Below are 18,395 nucleotides of genomic sequence, written 5' to 3' on the forward strand. Positions count from 1 at the left end.
GACGCGTAGCTACAACCGAATTGGTTCTTAGGCCATGCTGCACATGTTTGCCGAGGCAGGTTACGTCGCAGCAGGTACGACGCCCTCGCCGGAAGACTTGCGTGATTTGTACGTGCGTGAGAGCGAGCGGGGCAGGAGACGCGTCACGCGCAAAGGCCTATGGATAGCCGTCGTCGCGTATCTGGCGTATTCTCTTACCGACTACCTCTTTATTCCCGACGTCGCTTACTACACCGTCGCGGGCCGTCTCGTCGTTGGGGTCTGTGCCTTAGCGATCTTAGAGGTCTTGATCTACGCCGGAGCAAGATCCGGCCTGATCGACACTGTCGCGGCTACAGCCGTATCCGTAGCCTATCTTGTTTGGATTCTCACTGCACAGATGTCCAGTGCTGTGGAGGCGCTCTCCTACTACATGGTTTTCGGCGCCATCTTCATGATGAGCGTGAACCTGTTTTTCAGCTTTCGCTTTCCCGTTGCACTCACAGCCTCTGCAGCGAATATGCTCATCTTTCTGGGCACGCTCTACCTATATTCACCCATGTTGCCGCTTTATAAGCTGATCCTCGGAGCCTTCTGCATCTCGTGCTTCATATTTACTTCGTACGTGAACCTGAAACTTAACCGAGAGCGTTACAACGTGTTCCTCAACGCTCTCGAGGCCCGTGTCCAGCACAACGCGGCAGAGGAGAGGGGTAAAGCTCTCCTCCTTTTGTCCAACACTGACTCGCTCACTGGGCTGGAAAACCGCCGGGCTGTCGATGAGCGACTGCGTGATTACTGGCGACGTTGGCTCGACCATAGGTCGATGTTCTACGTGCTGCTGCTCGATGTCGATTACTTCAAACGATACAACGACCGCTATGGTCATCAAGAGGGTGACCGGTGCCTTGTCGCTGTGTCCCATCTTCTTCAAGAGGTTGTCAATTCCCACGGAGCTAGGATTGCACGTTACGGCGGCGAGGAATTCATCATCATCGCGCAGCAGCAAAGCGTTGAGGACGCCATCGCTTTTGCAGAGGCGATCAAGTCTGCCATACGTGCGCTGGCTTTACCTCATGAGAACCGACGAGATGGAACCTCGATCGTTACGGTCAGCATCGGATTATCGTTCGCTAGGAACCAGACCAAGCACCTCGACCGAGTTGTCCACGAAGCGGATCTTGCCCTCTACGCCGCGAAGAAAGGCGGTCGGAACACGGTGGTGGTGTTCGATCCTGGTGACGCGAGGACACGGGATGACGAGGAAGACATAGCAGCGATCCTAAAGGTCGCGGTAAACCACCAGCTTGTATCCCTCGTCTATCAACCGATCCGAAATGTTCAGACGGGCAGAGTGGCGGCTGCAGAGGCTCTGATGCGCTTGCGTCGGCCGGATGGCACATCGATCGCGCCGGTTGATTTCATCCCCGTCGCGGAACGATCAGGGTCAATAATCGAGCTGGGGCGTTGGGCGATACGCACCGTCTGCAGCGACATTCTGGCAGGAAATAAGGTTGAGGTAGCCAGTGTCAATGTTTCGCCGATTGAGCTCAAAATGTCGGATTTCTCAAGTTTCGTCGCTTCAACTCTCTCTGATTTCGGTTTAGCAGGAGCGAGGCTCGCTCTCGAAATTACAGAAGGGATGGAGCTGGAAATAGACCAAGACGTAGTGCGCTGCATCAACGATTTGCGAAAGTTGGGCGTCCAGGTCTGGCTGGACGACTTCGGTACGGGTTTCGCGGGATTGTCGTGGCTGCGTCTCATAGAATTCGATACCGTCAAAATTGATCGGTCCTTCCTCCATGACTGCAACACGGAGAAAGGACGACGAATGATGTTGGACATCATCGGCCTGCTTCGTAATCGTGGAACCCGCATTCTTGTCGAAGGGGTAGAAACTATCGAGCATCAGCGTCTGATGCAGCAGTACGGCATTCATCAGCTACAAGGGTACTATCTTGGCCGACCGGCAGCTGCAGACCAACTTCAATCCATCAACGTGTTACCGTTCGATATGATGAAGAGCCGCGTAGGCTAGGTTCCAAGCATTGAGAGTAGTTTTGAGCCTGTTGGCACTGATGCGACTAACGCAGCCTGTGTTCGACAACCTCGCCTGGCCATGAGTTCAATTCCTCTCAATGCCATACAACTGAGCACGGATCTTTCATCTTGTCGCGAGAAGGAGCGCTAGCACTTCGATGCAACGAGCCGTCCTTCTTACGCGACCCGCTACGACAAGCAGTGCGCTGAGCTCTTAGTCATCACGTGGCAGGTTTGCCCTCGGCTCACTCCCTACGTCATCATTCCAGAGCATAGGCCTGCCGAGCCGCCACGCAGGCGATGGACAGGCTGTCGCGTGGATTTGCTACGAATTTTGGAAGGTCGCCCGCATCGGTCCCGAGAAAACCCGCCACTGCAGCCGACGAGATCGACAAGAGCATGGCGGGTTGAAACGGCAAGAGTGATAAGCCAGAGAGCCGTTCGCGCTCCGATTCCAGGCTCGTCGGCTGATAGGAAACATCCAGCTGCCTGGCCAGATCGACAACTGAGAACGGCGTTATCCCCGACAGCTCGTATGTGACGCCAGCATGGGCTTCGGGCTTCGCCAGCACTGCGACGGCGGCGTCGGCAAGGTCCGCCCGTGCCACGGCGGAAATGGGACCTGTGCCGAAGGGGGTGGTGATCCGGCCTTCGCGAGGTGCGGAAAGGGCGCCGATCAGTTCGGCATAGAGGCCGTTTCGCAGGATGGTCCATGCCATGCCGCTGTTCATGACAGCCCGTTCGGTCCATCGATGGGCGAGCGCGAAGCCGAGATGATCACTCGCTTTGGAAAGGCTCGTATAAACGACGTGCTTGACCCCCTGCCGACCGGCTGCCTCCAGCACCGCGCCATGTCGACGGATCACGACATCGTCCTCCGCATATCCGGCGGAGACGAGAAACAGGGTTTCAACTTCCGAGAAATCCAAGGTCTCTGGCCGATCAAAGTCCATTCTTCTGTCAGCAGTAGGTGACCGGCTGGCTGTCAGAGCCGGCAAGCCCGACTCTTTCGCCTTATCGGCAACAAGCGAAGCGAGTTGGCCTGATGCTCCCGTTATCAAAATCATGCTATGCTCCTTTTGTGTCAGTGCTGCCCCTCACTTAGGAGGTTCTGACCGCACGCATAAGGAGGCACAATCTTGTCCGATACGCACATCGATGTTCGTCCCGCCGCAGTGCTGATCCCTTGTGGAGCGCCCGGCCACGAAGACTGCGGTCTGCGGCTCATCCTCGATCGACTGGGCGAACAGTGGACGGTCATGGCGTTGGCGGAGCTTACTCCCGGTCCGCGCCGTTACCGTCAATTGGAACGGGCCTTGTCGGGCACATCCCAGCGGATGATGACCTTGACACTGCGCCGCCTTGAAAGGGACGGACATATTGTGCGCCATGTCGAAGCGAGCGTTCCACCAAGCGTAACCTATGAGCTCACGCACCTTGGCCGCTCCTTCGCTTCCCAGGTCGCGGCTCTTGTTGAATGGAGCCGAGACAGCAAACATCAGATCGAGCTTGCGCAGGCGAGTTTTGACGCACGACAAGGCGCTTGAGCCGTGCGTCTATGATTAGTGCGAGCAGCGTTGTCGCTGACTACAAACGCCTGACCCACTGAGCAAGCCTGAACCGTTATCTCGCAATCGGCGGATTGATCCGTGCGAACCCTTCCTGCCGGTAATATGGGAAATGCGGATAGGGTGCCGTCACCTCGCTGGCATCGTTGAGCTTGGCGACGTGTTCGGCAGACAGCGTCCAGCCGACGGCACCGAGATTTTGGCGAAGCTGAGCCTCGTTGCGCGCGCCGATGATGACGGATGAGACGGTTGGCCTCTGGACCAGCCAATTGAGTGCCACCTGCGGTACTGTCTTGCCGACGTCTGCGGCAACCGCTTCCAGCGCATCTACGACACGGAACAGAAGTTCATCGTCTACGGGTGGGCCAAAGCTTGCCGTATCGTGGAGACGGCTTCCGTCCGGAATGGGATCGCCGCGCCTGACCTTGCCGGTCAGCCGTCCCCAGCCAAGTGGGCTCCACACCAGAGCGCCAAGCCCCTGGTCTGCTCCAAACGGCATCAGGTCCCATTCATAGTCGCGGCCAACCAGCGAATAATACACCTGGTTGGCAATATAGCGCGGCCAGCCGTAGCGATCGGCCGCGGCGAGTGCCTTCATGATCTGCCAGCCGGAAAAGTTGGAGACGCCGATATAGCGAACCTTTCCGGCGCGAACGAGCGTATCGAGCGTGGACAGGACCTCTTCTACCGGCGTTGCGGCGTCGAAGGCATGAAGTTGCAGAATGTCGATGTAATCGGTCCCGAGCCGCGTCAGCGCATCCTCGATCGATCGGATCAGCCTGAAACGCGAAGACCCTGCATCGTTTGGACCATCGCCCATCGGCAGGCTAGCCTTGGTCGAGATCAGAACCTTGTCGCGACGGCCTTTGAGAGCGGCACCGAGCACGTGTTCGGATGCGCCGTTCGAATAGACATCCGCGGTGTCGAACAGGTTGACACCGGCATCCAGGCAGATGTCGATCAGCCGTCGCGCTTCTTCGACATCCGTGTTACCCCATGCGCCGAACAGCGGCCCTGAACCACCGAATGTGCCGGCGCCGAAGCTGAGCACCGAGACCTTGAGACCGGAGCGGCCGAGATAGCGATAATCCATTGTTTGTCCTTTGCAACGAGCGAGGGTTTAGCGGTCGCTCAAGTGGCAGGTCGAGGGCGCTAGCCACGATCTGTCCCGCAACCCCTGGTGACCAGGCCACAAAGTAGACGCTTGCCAATTTCCGATATAGTCTGCCCAGAAGAACATCATCTGTGAATTGAAAGACCAATGGCGCGCTCTGATATCAACCGATCCGGTGAAATGGAGGTCTTCGTCTGCGTGGTAGAACGCGGCGGATTTTCGGCCGCAGCGCGCGCTTGCCACATGACGCCGTCCGCAGTCAGCAAGCTTGTCGCCCGGCTAGAGGCACGGCTTGGGGCCCGATTGGTCAACCGATCAACCCGGGCTTTCCAGCTCACAGCCGAGGGGTGCTCGTTCTACGAAAGGGCGAACCGTATTCTTGCCGACATCGGCGATGCCGAGCGTAGCGCTGGTGCAGGCGAGCAGCCGGTGGGACGCATCCGTCTCAACACCAGCGCATCCTACGCCACGCACATTCTCGCTCCGATCCTGCCGGAGTTCCTGGAGCGCTATCCCGGCGTCACCCTTGATCTCGTGCAGACCGACGTAATTGTAGACCTGCTGGCGGAGCGGACGGATGTGGCAGTTCGCGCAGGAGCACTGAAGAGTTCAAGCCTGGTGGCGCGCAAGCTTGGGGATACAGCCATGATTGTCGCAGGCAGCCCTGCATACATAGCGCGCTTCGGTGAGCCGCAGACCGTTGAAGACCTCGATCGCCACAACTGCCTTGGCTTCTCCTATATCCGTAACGTCGATGGATGGCCGTTGAAGACGGGAGCCGGAACCGTCGTCATTCCGGCCGTTGGGCGGGTTCAGGTGGGCGACGGCGAAGCGCTGCGCCGTCTGGCGCTTTGCGGTGTCGGGCTCGTGCGCCTTGCCCAGTTCACGGTCCAAGACGACATCGATGCCGGGCGTCTCGTACCCGTTCTGGAGCAGTTCAACCCCGGCGATCGCGAGGCCTTCCATGCGATCCACACCGGCCAGGGGGGACTGCTCCCTTCGAGGGTGCGCGCGCTCCTGGATTTTCTTGCCGAGCGTGGGAAAGTGCGGGGTTGACGGTAAAGACTTGTTCGTCATCGCTCTGCTAAGTTGCGACGGCCCCGTCAATTCCGACGGCGATTGCCGACCGACAGCGACAAGCGGCTGACACTGCTGTCCTTCCTCACCCAATCGTTGCTGCTGGCCGGGCGGAGAACCAATTCTCGTCGAGGACATGGGCAGATCGGACCGATCGTTCACGAATATGTCGACCGTCCCGGCGACAGCGTCATCAAGACAGCGGTGAAATGCGCCTAACTTCTCATGCGTATGGGCGCACGAGAGCACAGATCGGCCGCTTCGTTGATCGCACCTCGCTGACTTATGGGCAGGACTCGATGAGTTGATGCCCAAAGCCAAATTCGTGGCCGACAACGCCATTCTCGCCACGTGAGATCGAAATGTTCCTCGCCGCGGCTCAGCTCGTCAGAATTGCCACGCAGCGGTTCACCACGTGGCAAGACCCGGCGTGACCGACCACGAGATCTATGAACCTTTCATGCGATCACAGCTCTCCTTCGGCGGCGAGACGGGTGACGGATATCAGATCAGCATAAGCTTACCAGGGCACCACCACCCCGTCGAAGTAGAAGCCGCCTGTCGGACCTTTTTCACCCAGCGTCGCAAGCCACACGATGCCGCTTGCAGCCTGCTGGACCGTGCGATAGCCGGAATGACCGTTGAAGTCGGTTGCTGTGTAGCCTGGATCAGCCGCGTTAACCTTGATGCCCGAGGCTGCAAGTTCCTTGGCAAGAGCCACCGTTATGGCGTTGAGTGCCGTTTTGGAGCTGTTGTAGCCGAGAAAGTTGACACCGTAGAACTGGTTGCCCGGGTCCGAGAGCCAACCAAGGGAACCGAGGCCGCTGCTGACCATGACGATGTTTGCGTTCCCAACCTTCTTGAGAGCGGGAAGAAAGGCCTGGGTCACCAGAACAGGTGCGAAGACGTTGGTATCGTAGATGGTGCGGATGTCATTGATCGACTGCTGAGAGGGCGGCACCATCTCACCTGGAATACCCGCATTGTTGATGAGAACATCGAGCTTGCCATCCTCTGTCTGGACGCGATTGGCCGCCTGCCTCACCGACGCCTCGTCCGTTACGTCGATGTAAATCGGCCTCGCCTCAACGCCTTCAGCAGATAGCAACTGCACAGCCTCTTCGCCGCGCGCAGCATCGCGGGTTCCAATCCACACGCTGTAGCCATTGCGACCCATTTGACGCGCCGTTTCAAATCCGATGCTTTTGTTCGCACCTGTGATCAACACTGTTTTCTTGTGCATCATGTTTTCCTTTGAGATTGGCCATTGCGGTGGACTGCTCATGGAGATAGATGTAGATTTAGCGCCCGATAATCCCCCTAATCCTATATACCGTGATCGTCATGGCGAACAATGAAGACATTTCTGGCTTCAACGACCTAGCGGTGTTTCTCGACATTTGCGAGACCGGCGGCTTTCGGAAGACTGCGCAGCGACTTGGGCTGTCCCCGTCGTCGGTCAGCGAACGTGTGAAGCGTTTGGAGCAGCAGATCGGCGTTCCTTTGCTGACAAGGACGACACGCAGCGTCTCGCCGACGGATGCGGGCCGCTCATTGGCGGAACGCCTCTTGCCTCTTTATGCGGAAGCGCGCGCGGCCCTTCAGGATGCCGCAAGCTCCCAAGCCGAAACCCGTGGCTTGCTGAAGCTGAATGTAACCGGCGCAGTCATGGTCGATATCCTTCCGCCACTTGTCGAAGGCTTCCTTGAGAAGCATCCTGGCGTGCGCATCGAGTTCGTGGTCGAGGATAGGCTTGTGGATGCTGTGGCAGCCGGATGTGATGCCGGCATTCGCTATGGCGAGCATCTCGCTCAAGACGTTATTGCCGTACCGTTGGGTCCAGCAAGACAGCGAGCCGCGCTCGCGGCCAGTCCGTCATACCTCGCAAGTGGAAAAAGGCTTCGGCATCCGAGCGATGTGCTCGATCACGAATGCATCCGCCTGAGGTTCTCCAGCGGGGCTTACGTGATGTGGGAGTTTGAAAGGGAAGGCGAGGCACTTGCGGTCGACCCTCAGGGACGGCTGGTCGTCGGTGTGGATGCTGCCGCCGCGGCGATCGACTTTGCCCGGCACGGATGTGGCCTGATCTACACGTTCGAGAATTGGCTTCAACCGCACTTTGATTCCGGAGATCTCGAACCCGTGCTACCGGAATGGTGGACAAGTTTTGACGGTCCACGACTGTATTTCTCCCGCAGGTTTATGCCTGCGCCATTGAGAGCGTTCATCGATTTTGTTGCCTCGGAAAGAAGTAAGTAACTTGCGCCATTGTGGTTCGCTTAGGCCGGAAGGCGCTCTTATGCTTCGCGCCTTCATAGTGGTTGCCAATGCATACCTTCGTAAGCTGACATGGCTCCTGTGGGGCTCATGTCTCTTGCTCGTTCGAACCAGCATGCTGCGATGACCGGCCGCGTGCGCACAGCAATAGAAGATGCGGCGGTCCAGTTCGCGGCGACCCTTTCCCTGGAACAGGGCACGCAACTTGCTATTTCCGAACGCAACCTTCATGGAGGCCTGCGAAACAGATAGCGCAGATAATGCAGCTAGTGCTCGACGATATCGTAGGATTTCTGTCCGGACGGTGACTGGAGTGGGTTGAGCACCAAGGCCATCGTGAGCGGAACCTTGCTTCAATCTGGCGGTTTGCGGCAGGCTAGGTTGGAGAATTAGGTTGCAAGACGGACCCGCGAAACCGGGTCTCTCCTATGCTCCACAACCGGGATGAAGAGGTCAGGCCGAACCGAGGCTGACCTCCCGTTGCTTTCTCTCCTTTCCGATTACACTACCGCGACTGGTCTGTCATGATAGGGAGTAGGAAGAGTTTCCGGGGTATCAAGTTGCAAAGACCGTGGTGACCTTTGGGGGCGTAGCTCGGTAGCTCGTTTACAAAACGCTCAAGCATCTAACTGACGATAGGCTGCAAACCGTTCGCCTTGGGACCACTTGCTGTGCTGCATTAAATAGCTCCTAGATTTGTTGACGCCCTCGCGCAGCAATGCGCAAATAACAGCCGATGAGGGTATCCCGCGGGTAACTTGGGTGACGCGCGCGTCTAAGAGCGGCAGGGTTGAGGATGAGGCAGTCGCGGCGGACCGCCTGTGGAGATGCGTTTGGTGCGGGCGCTCTTATTAGCTTTGCGCCCGGGCGGAAGGGTGGCTGTGAGACTAAACAAATATACGGCTTCTCCATTAGCGGGCTTATGAAAGCGCGTAATATATATTATGGAACATGGCGTGCCTCGATCCCGGATGGGCTTCAAGAAGCAGCTCCCACTTTCCCAGCTTAGGAACAGTAACAGCAGAACGAACCCTCAATTTTGCGAAAAGTAAGGCCTACAAATCAAGGCTTGGCACTGGTGGATTCCCTTGGGCACTATCGGTGTACCGTAAGTGTCATTATCGGTAGTGCCACGCGTCCGGCGATGTAAACGTACATTAGACGTACTCCCGTTGCCCGGAACAATCGCACTTCGGCGATGTTCGGCGATCGAGGGAGAAAACGGACATGGCACATCAGCAGGACGGATCGAACGGCACCCCCACAGAGTACGAGACGAAGCATAGCAACTCCCGCCGAACCGGTCGGGGACGTTCCAGGTGGGCCATGGTGGCTCTCGCAGTATTCTTGGTATCGGTCGTGGGTTGGGCTCTTTTGAATTCAGTGGAAGGCAGCGGCTCGGCTCCCTCTTCTCCAGTCGGTATGGAGAATGCCAATCCCGGACCGTCAGCCAAGCCCTGACTACACGCGACGCTTTTCGGGTCAGCGTCGCAGCTGCGCGGCCTCGCGGTTAATGATGTCCAATCACTGCAATAATGCTGACGGGCCAGTGGGAGCGCCGCTTTAACGTCGGCGTAGCGCTTTGCCAACTGAATTACTCTTGCCGCACCGGATCGGCTGGAAAGATAATCGATCCGTCAACGGTCTCGTCGGCAAGAGCTGCTTCCAGAGGTTGCCTCAGTGCAGCGCCTAGTTCTTACACTGCATAGTTTCGTGTAGCAACGGCTGGCCAGATCGCGATATCGATGATGTCCGGATCGACCGGGACGCTGTCATCCCTCCCGCCTTGGGATTCCATCCAGTTGATCTGGATCACGCAGTCTGTGCTACCCACGAGGAAGATCGGGCCGTACGGCAAAGGATCGGGCAGCGACGGGCTGAATATCCCGAACGACATCGAAGGGAACGAGGCTTGCGTCTGCTCTATTCGCGTCCACAGATTGCCGCTCAAGGGCTCGGTGACCGGATGCTCCGGTTCGCTGTCGTAGATAGCGATCCTGATATGTTGCTGAAGGCTGGACTGGGTGTAGATTACAAGCCCCCTGGGCGTCACGCACAGGCTACGTGCCTCCATCTCCATCGTGTTCTCCACGGGAGCTACGTCCTCCCTGTCCACAAGGTAGAACTGACCGTAGTCGGACTGCCAGGCGAATGTCGCCCAGCCTTTTGGCGATGGTGCCATTCTCGTCATCCTTATTGCGCCTCCGCCCAGTGAGGATAGGTCACGTATGCCGTCAGCGCGCCCTCGCCCTCCGTCGTGATCGTTACGGCCTCGCCCTTGGGCATGTAGACGATGTCGCCAGGTCCTGCAGTCACGGTTCCGTCCCCAGTGGAAACCGAGAGCCTGCCTTCTATGACTACCATCGTGTCGTGGACGGCCATGGTCTCTGTAAGCGACTGGTCAGGAGCGTAGCGGCCGTATCCGATGGTAACGGGGCCACCATCCTTCTCGTCGATTAGGTTTCCGACAAAGATATCGGCATCCTGTCCCGGAGACTTGACCAGTTCAGCGTCCGACAGGCTGAATTTTTGAACCTTCATTGCTACCTCCCTATTCACGACTGGAGGTAGTGCGGCTGTCGAGATCGCCAAGGACGACAGGAAAGGAGACATGGATGACCAGGAGCTGCGCCGTACCGACACCCGAACAGCGCCAGTACATGGAAATCAGAGAAGCAGCCGAGCGCGCGATGCTCGACAAGGTCTACAAAGCGATTGAGGACGCGGCGCCCAAGTGGCGGACAAATTCCGGGAGGCCGGACTGGAATTCGAGCCAACCAGCAAGGACTATTTCACGTCTGCCACCCAGCAGGTCCTTTTCGTGCGCCTCAGCGGCGGCGATCCCGACACTCTGAAAGGCGGCGATCCGGAAATTGGAGAACGCGTCGTTCGGAACTGCAGCCACATTATCGACCACTATTGGAAGGGCGAGGCCCACCCTCTCGATGACCGGTCAACGGGCTAAACAAGTCGGTCTTTGATCATTCGAGACGTTTCCGCAGAAATTCGGCACCTTGCATCGCCTCGTCGGCGGAATCGAGTGTCCGACCTCCTGTAGGCCAGTGGATTGCACGTTAACCGAACTGAAAGTGCCATGTGTCAGGGGGCGGCGTTGCCCGACGTACGGTGGCTAGGGCCACGCACTGCGAGTGCGTGACGGATGTGAGCGACGCAATTGGCAGTTGGTACTATGAGCGTTCTATCTCGTTCCCATTGTCTCCGCGTTCTTCCTTTCCTGGATGCAAAGAAGGGCGGCATGCTGACTCGCGTCTAGCAGAACCGATCCATCACCAGTGTGAACGATGACGCTGAAACCGTAGTGCGTTAGGTCGTCACGAAGAATCGTCCGCAGGACAACCGGGAGCCAGCTGTTGAGATAAGTGACGGGCTTCGTAAGTGCGGTGAAGTCGGTCTCGCTATGGTCGTTCTCGTCGTAGAACTGCTCGGCATCCCAATGCGACATAGGCCGTCCTCGCTTCTTTCATCGACAGTGCGCGCAGTTCTATCGGAGCGCAAGGCCGCGACCGATCAGCGACGGACGGCGCGTCAGAACTCGGGCTGGAAGGCATAGTCGCCAAGAGGCCGGACCTACCGTCCGGGACGGGCGGTGACTGGCGGATGATAAAACGTGTCGCCAGCGACACGTTCGTCGCTGGCGGCTACGAGCCGTCCTCGGCCGGTACGGGAAACCTCGGCAGTCTGCTTCTGGCTGCGCGAAAGGGCGACGATCTCGTCTACGTTGGAAGCGTCGGAACCGTGTTGAGCGCACGGACGGCAAGGGTACTGGAAGGCACGTTTCGATGTCATCAGAGACAGGAAGGCCGTGGTCATGATCAGGTCGCGCTCGGCCGTCTACGTCGAGCCGACGCTGGCGGCAGAGATCGAATACAGGGCCTGGGCGGCTAGCTTAGGCACGGCTAGTTCAAGGGTATTCGAGACCCGTCGGACGACGTGTCGATATACGAGCTACCGGGCTGATCTACAGCAGGGTGTGCGCCGCAAAGCGCTACCCCGATGTTACGCTCTGAGCGGGTGATGGCCGTTGTCTAAATTCTGACCATGGCTGGCCATCAGAACAGTCGCAGCATCTCTATCGACAGCTTTGGAGAACAGATATCCCTGCCCGAGCTTGCACCCGAACGACACGAGTTGCTCGAGCTGGGTCTCGGTTTCGATCCCTTCCGCCACAACTCTGAGACCCAAATTGTTTGCGATGCTGACCAACCCCTCCACGATCACGACTGCGCCGTCGTCCGGAACCAGTCTTTCGACGAAGGATTTGTCGATCTTGATGATGTCGACCGGGACAGTGAGGAGATGGGTGAGCGATGCGAAGCCCGTTCCGAAGTCGTCAAGCGCGACCCGCATTCCACAGCTACGCAGTAGCTTGATTTCGTCGGCAACCACATGGTCGCGTTGGCCAAGATAGACGGACTCGGTGACTTCGAGAATGACATGATCCAACGGAACACCGGCATCCGCGAAGACTGCACAGATCCGCTCCTGTAGCCGGCCCGCGTGAAAGTCCGCGGCGGAAAGGTTGATCCCAACGTGCTGAAGAGGAAGGCCCCGGTCGAGCCAGCTGCGCATATCACGCGCTACTTGTTGAAGCATGCACTGGGTTAGTTCGGCAGCGACATGGGCGTCTTTGGTTGCTTCGTGGAAGTTGGCAGCGGCGATGATGTCCCCTGACGCTGTCGACATCCGACACAACGCTTCGAAACCGACGACTTGCCCGGTATCAAGTCGCACAATCGGTTGGTAGTAGGGGTGTATGCGCTTCTCGACGAGGGCAAGACTGACCTGTCTGATCGCTCGAAAGCGTCGCGTTATTGCGGTGCCAAACCCGGGCCTGTGTTCGACGAACTGGCCGCGATTGCGCTCTTTAGCGTGGTACAACGCGACATCCGCACACTGGCGAACATGATCGGGTGTTTCCCCCGGTCCTGCGACACAACCGCCTAGCGTCGCGCTTGGAACGATGGCGTGACCGTTGCAATGCGCTTGTTCCTTGATCGTCGCAAGTATCCCTGCTGCAACTGTCGAGATTGATGATCCAACGCTACTTTCGACCACCACTGCAAATTCGTCACCGCCGATCCTGAACGCACGACCCTTGCCGACCGCAGCGGCTATCCTTGTTGCAACGATCTGGATGAGTTCGTCTCCGGCACCATGTCCGAACGTATCGTTGACGACCTTTAGGTTATCCAGGTCTGCCAGGATTACGCCCCAACCGCCCTCTAGGCGTTCGGTGTAATTCAGCAGAACCTGACTGAACTTTGCCCGATTGGGCAGTCCTGTCAGCACGTCGGTGTAAGTCAGGCGCTGACGCTCCTGGACCCGCTCCTCTCGCTCGATCGCGATCGCACAGAGATAAATGCAGGCGTCTACGATGCGCTGCTCTAGCTCGTTTGGTCCCCTGCACTCCCGGAAATAGAAAGCGAACGTCGCGACGACGCGGTCGGCACTGAAAATCGGCGTCGACCAACATGCCCTGAAGCCGAGCGGCAGAACCACATCCCTAAAATCCACCCAGCGAGGGTCATGTTCAATGTCTGTGACGGTTACCGCCTCCCCTTGGAAGGCCGCACTGCCACAGGAACCCACGGATGCCCCGATAGACACACCATCCAGCACGGCCGAATATGAGGAAGGCAGCGAGGGTCCAGCTAAAGGATGAAGGCGTTCGTCGCGAATTGACAACACCGAGCACACCGTCCCCGGAACCAAGGCTTCAGCTTCAAGGCATATTCGCTCGATCGTCGCCTGCAAAGCTTCGCCGCGGGCGATCATCTCGAGAATGACGTTCTGCAGTTTCAAGATCATAGGAACCCAGTCTCTCAACGGATACGTCACTCTGACATCCTAGCATTCATTTCGGGTTTCTGATGCACGTAAAAGTTTATCGAGATGAGCCTTTCTACAACGTCGCCTGCCCGCCGACAGATTGACGGTGGTGCCGCGCTACACGGCGGTCGGAGGCGCCGGATGACTTCGCGCACCGGCGAAAGACCTTTTTGGATAGCATGGGACGGAGTGGACGTGTGAACGTGGTGCAAGTGGCAGATTGACGTCGTTAGTCGCCGAGCAATGCTTCCGAGCTTCGGTCAATAGCCCGCTTTTGAGGGGTTGCAATGACATGTACTAGGTGTTCAGAATTCCATCAAAACGCGCAGCGATGAGACCAGATCTAACCCCTCAGAGAAGCGAGCGGCCCGTGGGCATGCTTTCATCCCAGATTCCGGAATTTGTACGCGACGTTGTGGCCACGGGCTGCAACATTTGCGCCGTAGGTCAAGAACACTACCTGTTTGGCGACGGCGACCTGAAAGACGAGGACTTCGAAAGAGTATCGGGACTTCTTGACGACATAGACGCCAGGTACGGCGAGCGTGATCACCTGCGGGCGGACATAGTCGCTTACCTGCGAAGTATTGGACGCTACATCGATACAGACGACGTCCACGCGTTCCACAGCAATCAATAGGTCGCACGCTGAAATCGCCGCGCAATTTGAACTCGTCGTGGGAGAATGGGGTGGAGATGTCTATCTCGTGGTCCGTAGAGAGGGACACCTGTCAGACCGCGACTCGACGGTCGAAGCGGCTGGGTCGAGCCGCGAACTTCGCGGCTTCGTTCTCCGGCATCGGCGGCGAAAACAGGTATCCTTGAACACTAGTCCCTCCCAACGCCGTGAGGGCAGCAAGCTCCGCCTTCGTCTCGACGCCTTCGATAACGCAATCCAGTCCCATGTCAGCACTGAGTGCCAGCAAGGATTTGACGATCTTGTAGCTGGACGGTCGCGTATCCAAGTCCTTGACGAAGCTGCGATCAATCTTGAACTTCGTCAGCGGTAACGCATGAAGGCGCGTCAGGCTCGAGTATCCTGTTCCGAAATCATCAAGCGAAATTCCACACCCCAGGCTTCGAAGGGTTTCGACGGACCGTGTGACCTGCGCAAAATCGTGAGTGAAAGCCGTCTCCGTGATCTCGAGATCGAGCCGTTTCGGATCAAAGCCGCTACCTCGAATTATCCCGATCAGCGTCAAGACGCCGTCGTCGGAATTCAGGTCGTGGGCTGACAGGTTGAACGACAACCGCAGAGACTGCCTCCAGTTCGAAGCAGCAGCCAGCGCTTTCTTGAGAAGGGGCCTCGTGAGCGATCCGACGATGCCCGCTCTTTCAGCAATAGGAATGAAACAACCTGGAGAAATTTTGCCGAGCTGTGGGCTATCCCACCGCGCCAAAGCCTCAAACCCTAATGTTTCCAGGTCGCGAATGTCGACTATCGGCTGGAAAACGACCGAAAGCTCCTCATTGAGGTCAGCCTGCTTGAGCGCGCTTTCTATCCTGGCCTCGGCATTGATTTGGTCTTGATGATCGGAGTCGAATAGAACCGCTCCCCCGCGCAGCCTCCTTTTAGCGTGATAAAGCGCGTAGTCAGCTCGCTCGAACAGTTGCTCGCAACTGAGAGCCAGATCGGGAAATACCGCAATCCCCATTGACGCCGAAATGTGCACCGTACCTTCCGGCAAACGATAGGGCTCCTTCAGCTTCGCCGAAATTGCATTGGCGTTCGTCACCAGCACTGTATTCTCCGGAGGAAGAGGAGCGATTATCGCGAACTCGTCACCGCCTAACCTGAACGCCGTGCTCGCCTTCAAAGTGGTCGACAGGCGGGTTGCGACCTCGACCAGGAGACGATCACCGACCGAATGACCGTAGAGGTCGTTGACGGGCTTGAAACCGTCTAGATCCATGACTCCAAGAGCTAGCCGCTCTCCCCGCGCTCGAGCCTTCACCAGCTCGGCTTCCAGTTCCGCGAAGAAGGCTCGGCGATTGCCGAGTCCGGTGAGGCTATCGAGATTGGCGAGCTTGAAATTCTCTCGGCTCAGGGCCTCGCTCTGCTGTTTCGAAACCACCATGCTTTCGAAATTCCGGTAGTTGGTCAAAAGGACTGACATCATGCTGGCGCAGACCAGCAACACGTTGATTGAGATAGCGACAAAGGTAGGCTGCGCCGTGGATACGAAGAACACGACGAAGGCACCATTGACCACGAGTGTCACGATGAAAGCCGCCGAACGCACGTACATCATGCAGAATATGCAAGAGATGACGGTAATCGCCATGTAGAAGGCGACGTGCGAGCGGGTGTAGGCGTCGCCGTACGGAAACAATGCAAAGGACCAGGCGGTAAAGGCGATAGCAAGGCCTCCCGCAAGCCGATTGGTACGCAGGAGAGCGGCATGCGCGAGTTCCGGAGAGAGATCCGCGTTTCTGGTTCTCAGCCAGAAGATCACTCTGATCACGCAGCCGACCGTGAGCAATGCCGGAACGCCCAGTGTCAACCAACCCGGCGCAACCCTCATGTGGGTCGTGGCGAGCGCCCACGTGCTGGAAAGCAGGATGAAGTACATCATCGGCATCTGTCGCGTGAAAGCCCGATATTGAGCTTTGAGAAGCTCGGGGTTTTCGCTTTGCACGGACAGGAATTCTCCGATACCGCGCCGTGCACTGTGCAGATTCATAATTTCGCCCGTCCGTTGATGAACGGTTCCTAACATGCCCATGTTACGATCTCGGAAATCAGCACGGTTAATCAAAGCCGGAGAGGCACCACGTTACCGACAAAAGCTTCGTTCTTTTTGATCTATACCAATCGAGTAGCGTCGAAATAGCAAATCCAGGAGTGTCGCTTTCAAATACTCCTATGCACCGAAGCCGTCCCTATCCGGGACTTGCGTGACTTCGACGACGACCCCCAAGTCAGGGAGATGATGGCGGTCGGAAGACACAGCGACGGTGCACGCCCCGTCTAATGTCTTGTTGACCTGAGCGGCACCTAAGCCGCGCGTCTGGAAGCGTGTCGGAGTTTCGACGAGCGATCGCCTTGACGATTAAGACATCCATCCATCCTTCAGTCCTGCCGCGAAAGCGTTATTCAATGCGCGGTTGAACTTAAATTCTGAAAACAACTTCCATTTAGGAACGATATCCGCAGGGTTCTGTTGTCCCGCCACATGCAAGGGGTGGGTGATGCGTAAGGTACTGGTAGTCGACGATGAAGTTCTGATCCGTCTGACCGTGACGGACGCTCTTGAGGATGCGGGCTTTGAGGTCATCGAAGCGAGTACGGCAGACGAGGCCATGGACAAGATGGACGATTCTGCCATCCACTTCCTGTTTACCGACATCCAGATGCCCGGTCATCTTACAGGTGTTGACCTCGCCAACGAAGTGGCGGCGCGGTTCCCAGAGGCTGGGATAGTAGTCGCATCGGGCCGTATCAAGCCATGCGACGTCGACTTGCCCCCGTCGGCACAGTTCTACTCGAAGCCATACGACCTCAACCTCATAGTCGCGAGGTTTGAGGCAATGTCCCGCGCGCAGATCATCGATAGCTGACCGTTTCAGGTCCGAGAAGACATCTTGCCTTTCCAGTCCGTGACCATTGAGTCGAATGGCCACTGGCCGGAACCGTCCTGGCCCACCATTGCGCAGACCTGCCTTCCCCATACCAGGGAAGGACGTCGTGCGCCCGGAGATACCACGATGCGTATGACCATGCCCTCGGCGTCGGAAATTGCCCAGGCCTCCAGCTTCCTGACTTTAATCGGGAACGGGAAGCGTATGCTCATCCTAGATATCGTCAGCAGAAACGAAACCTCGGTTGGTAAGTTGGCCCTCATGGTGGGTCTGAGGCAGTCGGCTCTTTCGCAGCATCTGACCATACTGAAGAACGCCACTTGGTGCAGACGCGACGCGATGCCCAGACGATTTATTACAGAAGCGAGTCTGCATCGGTCGCTTTGATACTGGCGGTCATCCACGAGATTTTCAACATCGACGTTCCCGCGTCCCAAGACGTCGATGGTGTCGACGAATCCGTGGTCGTGGAACTGCTCAGGCAATAAGCGCGACAGCAGGAGATGTCGGCATGAACATCATCGTAGTCGACTTCCACGCGCGCTGGCGGGCGCCCGTCGTCATTATCGGAGACGAGCCGTCATCGACCGTCACCATCCTTGGTCCGGCTGACGCGTTGCGGTATCTGAGGACGTGCGCGGCCAGGTCGGACAGGGGTTACATCCGTGCAGTCGATCTCTGCCAACACGCCCTTCTGAACGGCGTTGACCCGGAATTGTCGCGTCCGCATTTTCTCGCCGCGTGCGCCAACTTGGGTTTAGAGGAGCCAGGCTAAGGCTGGAAGTAGCGATCAGGAGGCCAGGCGGCGCGCATCCAATGTCAGCGCGACAAGGCCGCCGACCGCGGCCCAGTGATAGGAGAACGTTCCGCCAAGATGGGCTGACACGGTCCGCTAAATCAGAATGCTG

15 protein-coding genes and 2 pseudogenes are annotated in these 18,395 nt (G+C 57.6%); 10 read left to right on the plus strand and 7 right to left on the minus strand.

Annotated elements, in window-relative coordinates; translation table 11 throughout:
- Positions 1 to 34: 34 nt before the first annotated feature.
- Complete coding sequence (locus IFT66_RS22500; RefSeq protein WP_192079025.1) at positions 35 to 2,017, plus strand: putative bifunctional diguanylate cyclase/phosphodiesterase; 1,983 nt, start codon at positions 35 to 37, stop codon at positions 2,015 to 2,017.
- 262 nt (positions 2,018 to 2,279) lie between these two features.
- On the opposite strand, the gene IFT66_RS22505 is transcribed toward IFT66_RS22500, so the two are convergent.
- A complete protein-coding gene (locus tag IFT66_RS22505) occupies positions 2,280 to 3,086 on the minus strand; it encodes an NAD(P)H-binding protein (protein WP_192079026.1) in 807 nt (268 codons plus the stop codon).
- Between the two features lie 72 nt (positions 3,087 to 3,158).
- Between IFT66_RS22505 and IFT66_RS22510 the strand changes: the two genes are divergently transcribed.
- Positions 3,159 to 3,566: a winged helix-turn-helix transcriptional regulator gene (locus IFT66_RS22510; RefSeq protein WP_192079027.1), complete on the plus strand. Its 408-nt coding sequence runs from the start codon at positions 3,159 to 3,161 to the stop codon at positions 3,564 to 3,566.
- Positions 3,567 to 3,642: 76 nt separating this feature from the next.
- On the opposite strand, the gene IFT66_RS22515 is transcribed toward IFT66_RS22510, so the two are convergent.
- Positions 3,643 to 4,680, minus strand: a complete 1,038-nt coding sequence (locus tag IFT66_RS22515) for an aldo/keto reductase (RefSeq protein ID WP_192079028.1) — start codon at positions 4,678 to 4,680, stop codon at positions 3,643 to 3,645.
- A gap of 168 nt (positions 4,681 to 4,848) precedes the next feature.
- On the opposite strand from IFT66_RS22515, the gene IFT66_RS22520 reads away from it, so the two are divergent.
- A complete protein-coding gene (locus IFT66_RS22520; protein WP_192079029.1) occupies positions 4,849 to 5,757 on the plus strand; it encodes a LysR family transcriptional regulator in 909 nt (302 codons plus the stop codon).
- 63 nt (positions 5,758 to 5,820) lie between these two features.
- A pseudogene (locus IFT66_RS23650) lies at positions 5,821 to 6,313 on the plus strand (aminopeptidase P family protein); the annotation flags it as partial.
- Here the strand turns inward: IFT66_RS23650 and IFT66_RS22525 are convergent.
- Positions 6,299 to 7,024, minus strand: a complete 726-nt coding sequence (locus tag IFT66_RS22525; protein ID WP_199864921.1) for an SDR family oxidoreductase — start codon at positions 7,022 to 7,024, stop codon at positions 6,299 to 6,301. The pseudogene IFT66_RS23650 and the gene IFT66_RS22525 overlap by 15 nt on opposite strands.
- Before the next feature lie 98 nt (positions 7,025 to 7,122).
- Here IFT66_RS22525 and IFT66_RS22530 point away from each other — a divergent pair, with 98 nt between their 5' ends.
- The gene (locus IFT66_RS22530; RefSeq protein ID WP_092665419.1) at positions 7,123 to 8,037 is read left to right on the plus strand and encodes a LysR family transcriptional regulator; all 915 of its coding nucleotides are present in this window, start codon (positions 7,123 to 7,125) and stop codon (positions 8,035 to 8,037) included.
- A 1,714-nt stretch (positions 8,038 to 9,751) separates the two neighbouring features.
- On the opposite strand, the gene IFT66_RS22535 is transcribed toward IFT66_RS22530, so the two are convergent.
- Together IFT66_RS22535 and IFT66_RS22540 are read right to left on the minus strand one after the other, a co-directional pair.
- A complete protein-coding gene (locus IFT66_RS22535) occupies positions 9,752 to 10,237 on the minus strand; it encodes a hypothetical protein (RefSeq protein WP_162759539.1) in 486 nt (161 codons plus the stop codon).
- A gap of 11 nt (positions 10,238 to 10,248) precedes the next feature.
- Positions 10,249 to 10,596, minus strand: a complete 348-nt coding sequence (locus tag IFT66_RS22540) for an AraC family ligand binding domain-containing protein (protein WP_092665413.1) — start codon at positions 10,594 to 10,596, stop codon at positions 10,249 to 10,251.
- Between the two features lie 193 nt (positions 10,597 to 10,789).
- On the opposite strand from IFT66_RS22540, the gene IFT66_RS22545 reads away from it, so the two are divergent.
- Entirely contained in the window at positions 10,790 to 11,020 is a 231-nt protein-coding gene (locus tag IFT66_RS22545) for a hypothetical protein (protein ID WP_249406560.1), read from the plus strand.
- Positions 11,021 to 11,673: 653 nt separating this feature from the next.
- Positions 11,674 to 11,961, plus strand: coding sequence for a hypothetical protein (locus tag IFT66_RS22550; protein ID WP_192079030.1), 288 nt, complete (start codon positions 11,674 to 11,676; stop codon positions 11,959 to 11,961).
- A gap of 111 nt (positions 11,962 to 12,072) precedes the next feature.
- On the opposite strand, the gene IFT66_RS22555 is transcribed toward IFT66_RS22550, so the two are convergent.
- On the minus strand, positions 12,073 to 13,884 hold the full coding sequence (locus IFT66_RS22555) for a putative bifunctional diguanylate cyclase/phosphodiesterase (RefSeq protein ID WP_113469396.1): 1,812 nt from the start codon (positions 13,882 to 13,884) through the stop codon (positions 12,073 to 12,075).
- Positions 13,885 to 14,636: 752 nt separating this feature from the next.
- Positions 14,637 to 16,589 carry a putative bifunctional diguanylate cyclase/phosphodiesterase gene (locus IFT66_RS22560; protein ID WP_192079042.1) on the minus strand — a complete coding sequence of 651 codons (1,953 nt, stop codon included), beginning with the start codon at positions 16,587 to 16,589 and terminating at the stop codon, positions 14,637 to 14,639.
- 508 nt (positions 16,590 to 17,097) lie between these two features.
- On the opposite strand from IFT66_RS22560, the gene IFT66_RS22565 reads away from it, so the two are divergent.
- From IFT66_RS22565 to IFT66_RS22575, 3 genes and pseudogenes are all read left to right on the plus strand, one after another.
- A complete protein-coding gene (locus tag IFT66_RS22565; RefSeq protein WP_092665510.1) occupies positions 17,098 to 17,466 on the plus strand; it encodes a response regulator in 369 nt (122 codons plus the stop codon).
- 147 nt (positions 17,467 to 17,613) lie between these two features.
- Positions 17,614 to 17,975 (plus strand): annotated as a pseudogene (locus tag IFT66_RS22570) (ArsR/SmtB family transcription factor).
- Positions 17,976 to 17,998: 23 nt separating this feature from the next.
- Positions 17,999 to 18,262: a DUF982 domain-containing protein gene (locus IFT66_RS22575; RefSeq protein WP_092665514.1), complete on the plus strand. Its 264-nt coding sequence runs from the start codon at positions 17,999 to 18,001 to the stop codon at positions 18,260 to 18,262.
- Positions 18,263 to 18,395: the final 133 nt, after the last annotated feature.

The sequence above is a fragment of the Rhizobium sp. CFBP 13726 genome (assembly GCF_014841925.1).
GTDB lineage: Bacteria > Pseudomonadota > Alphaproteobacteria > Rhizobiales > Rhizobiaceae > Neorhizobium > Neorhizobium soli.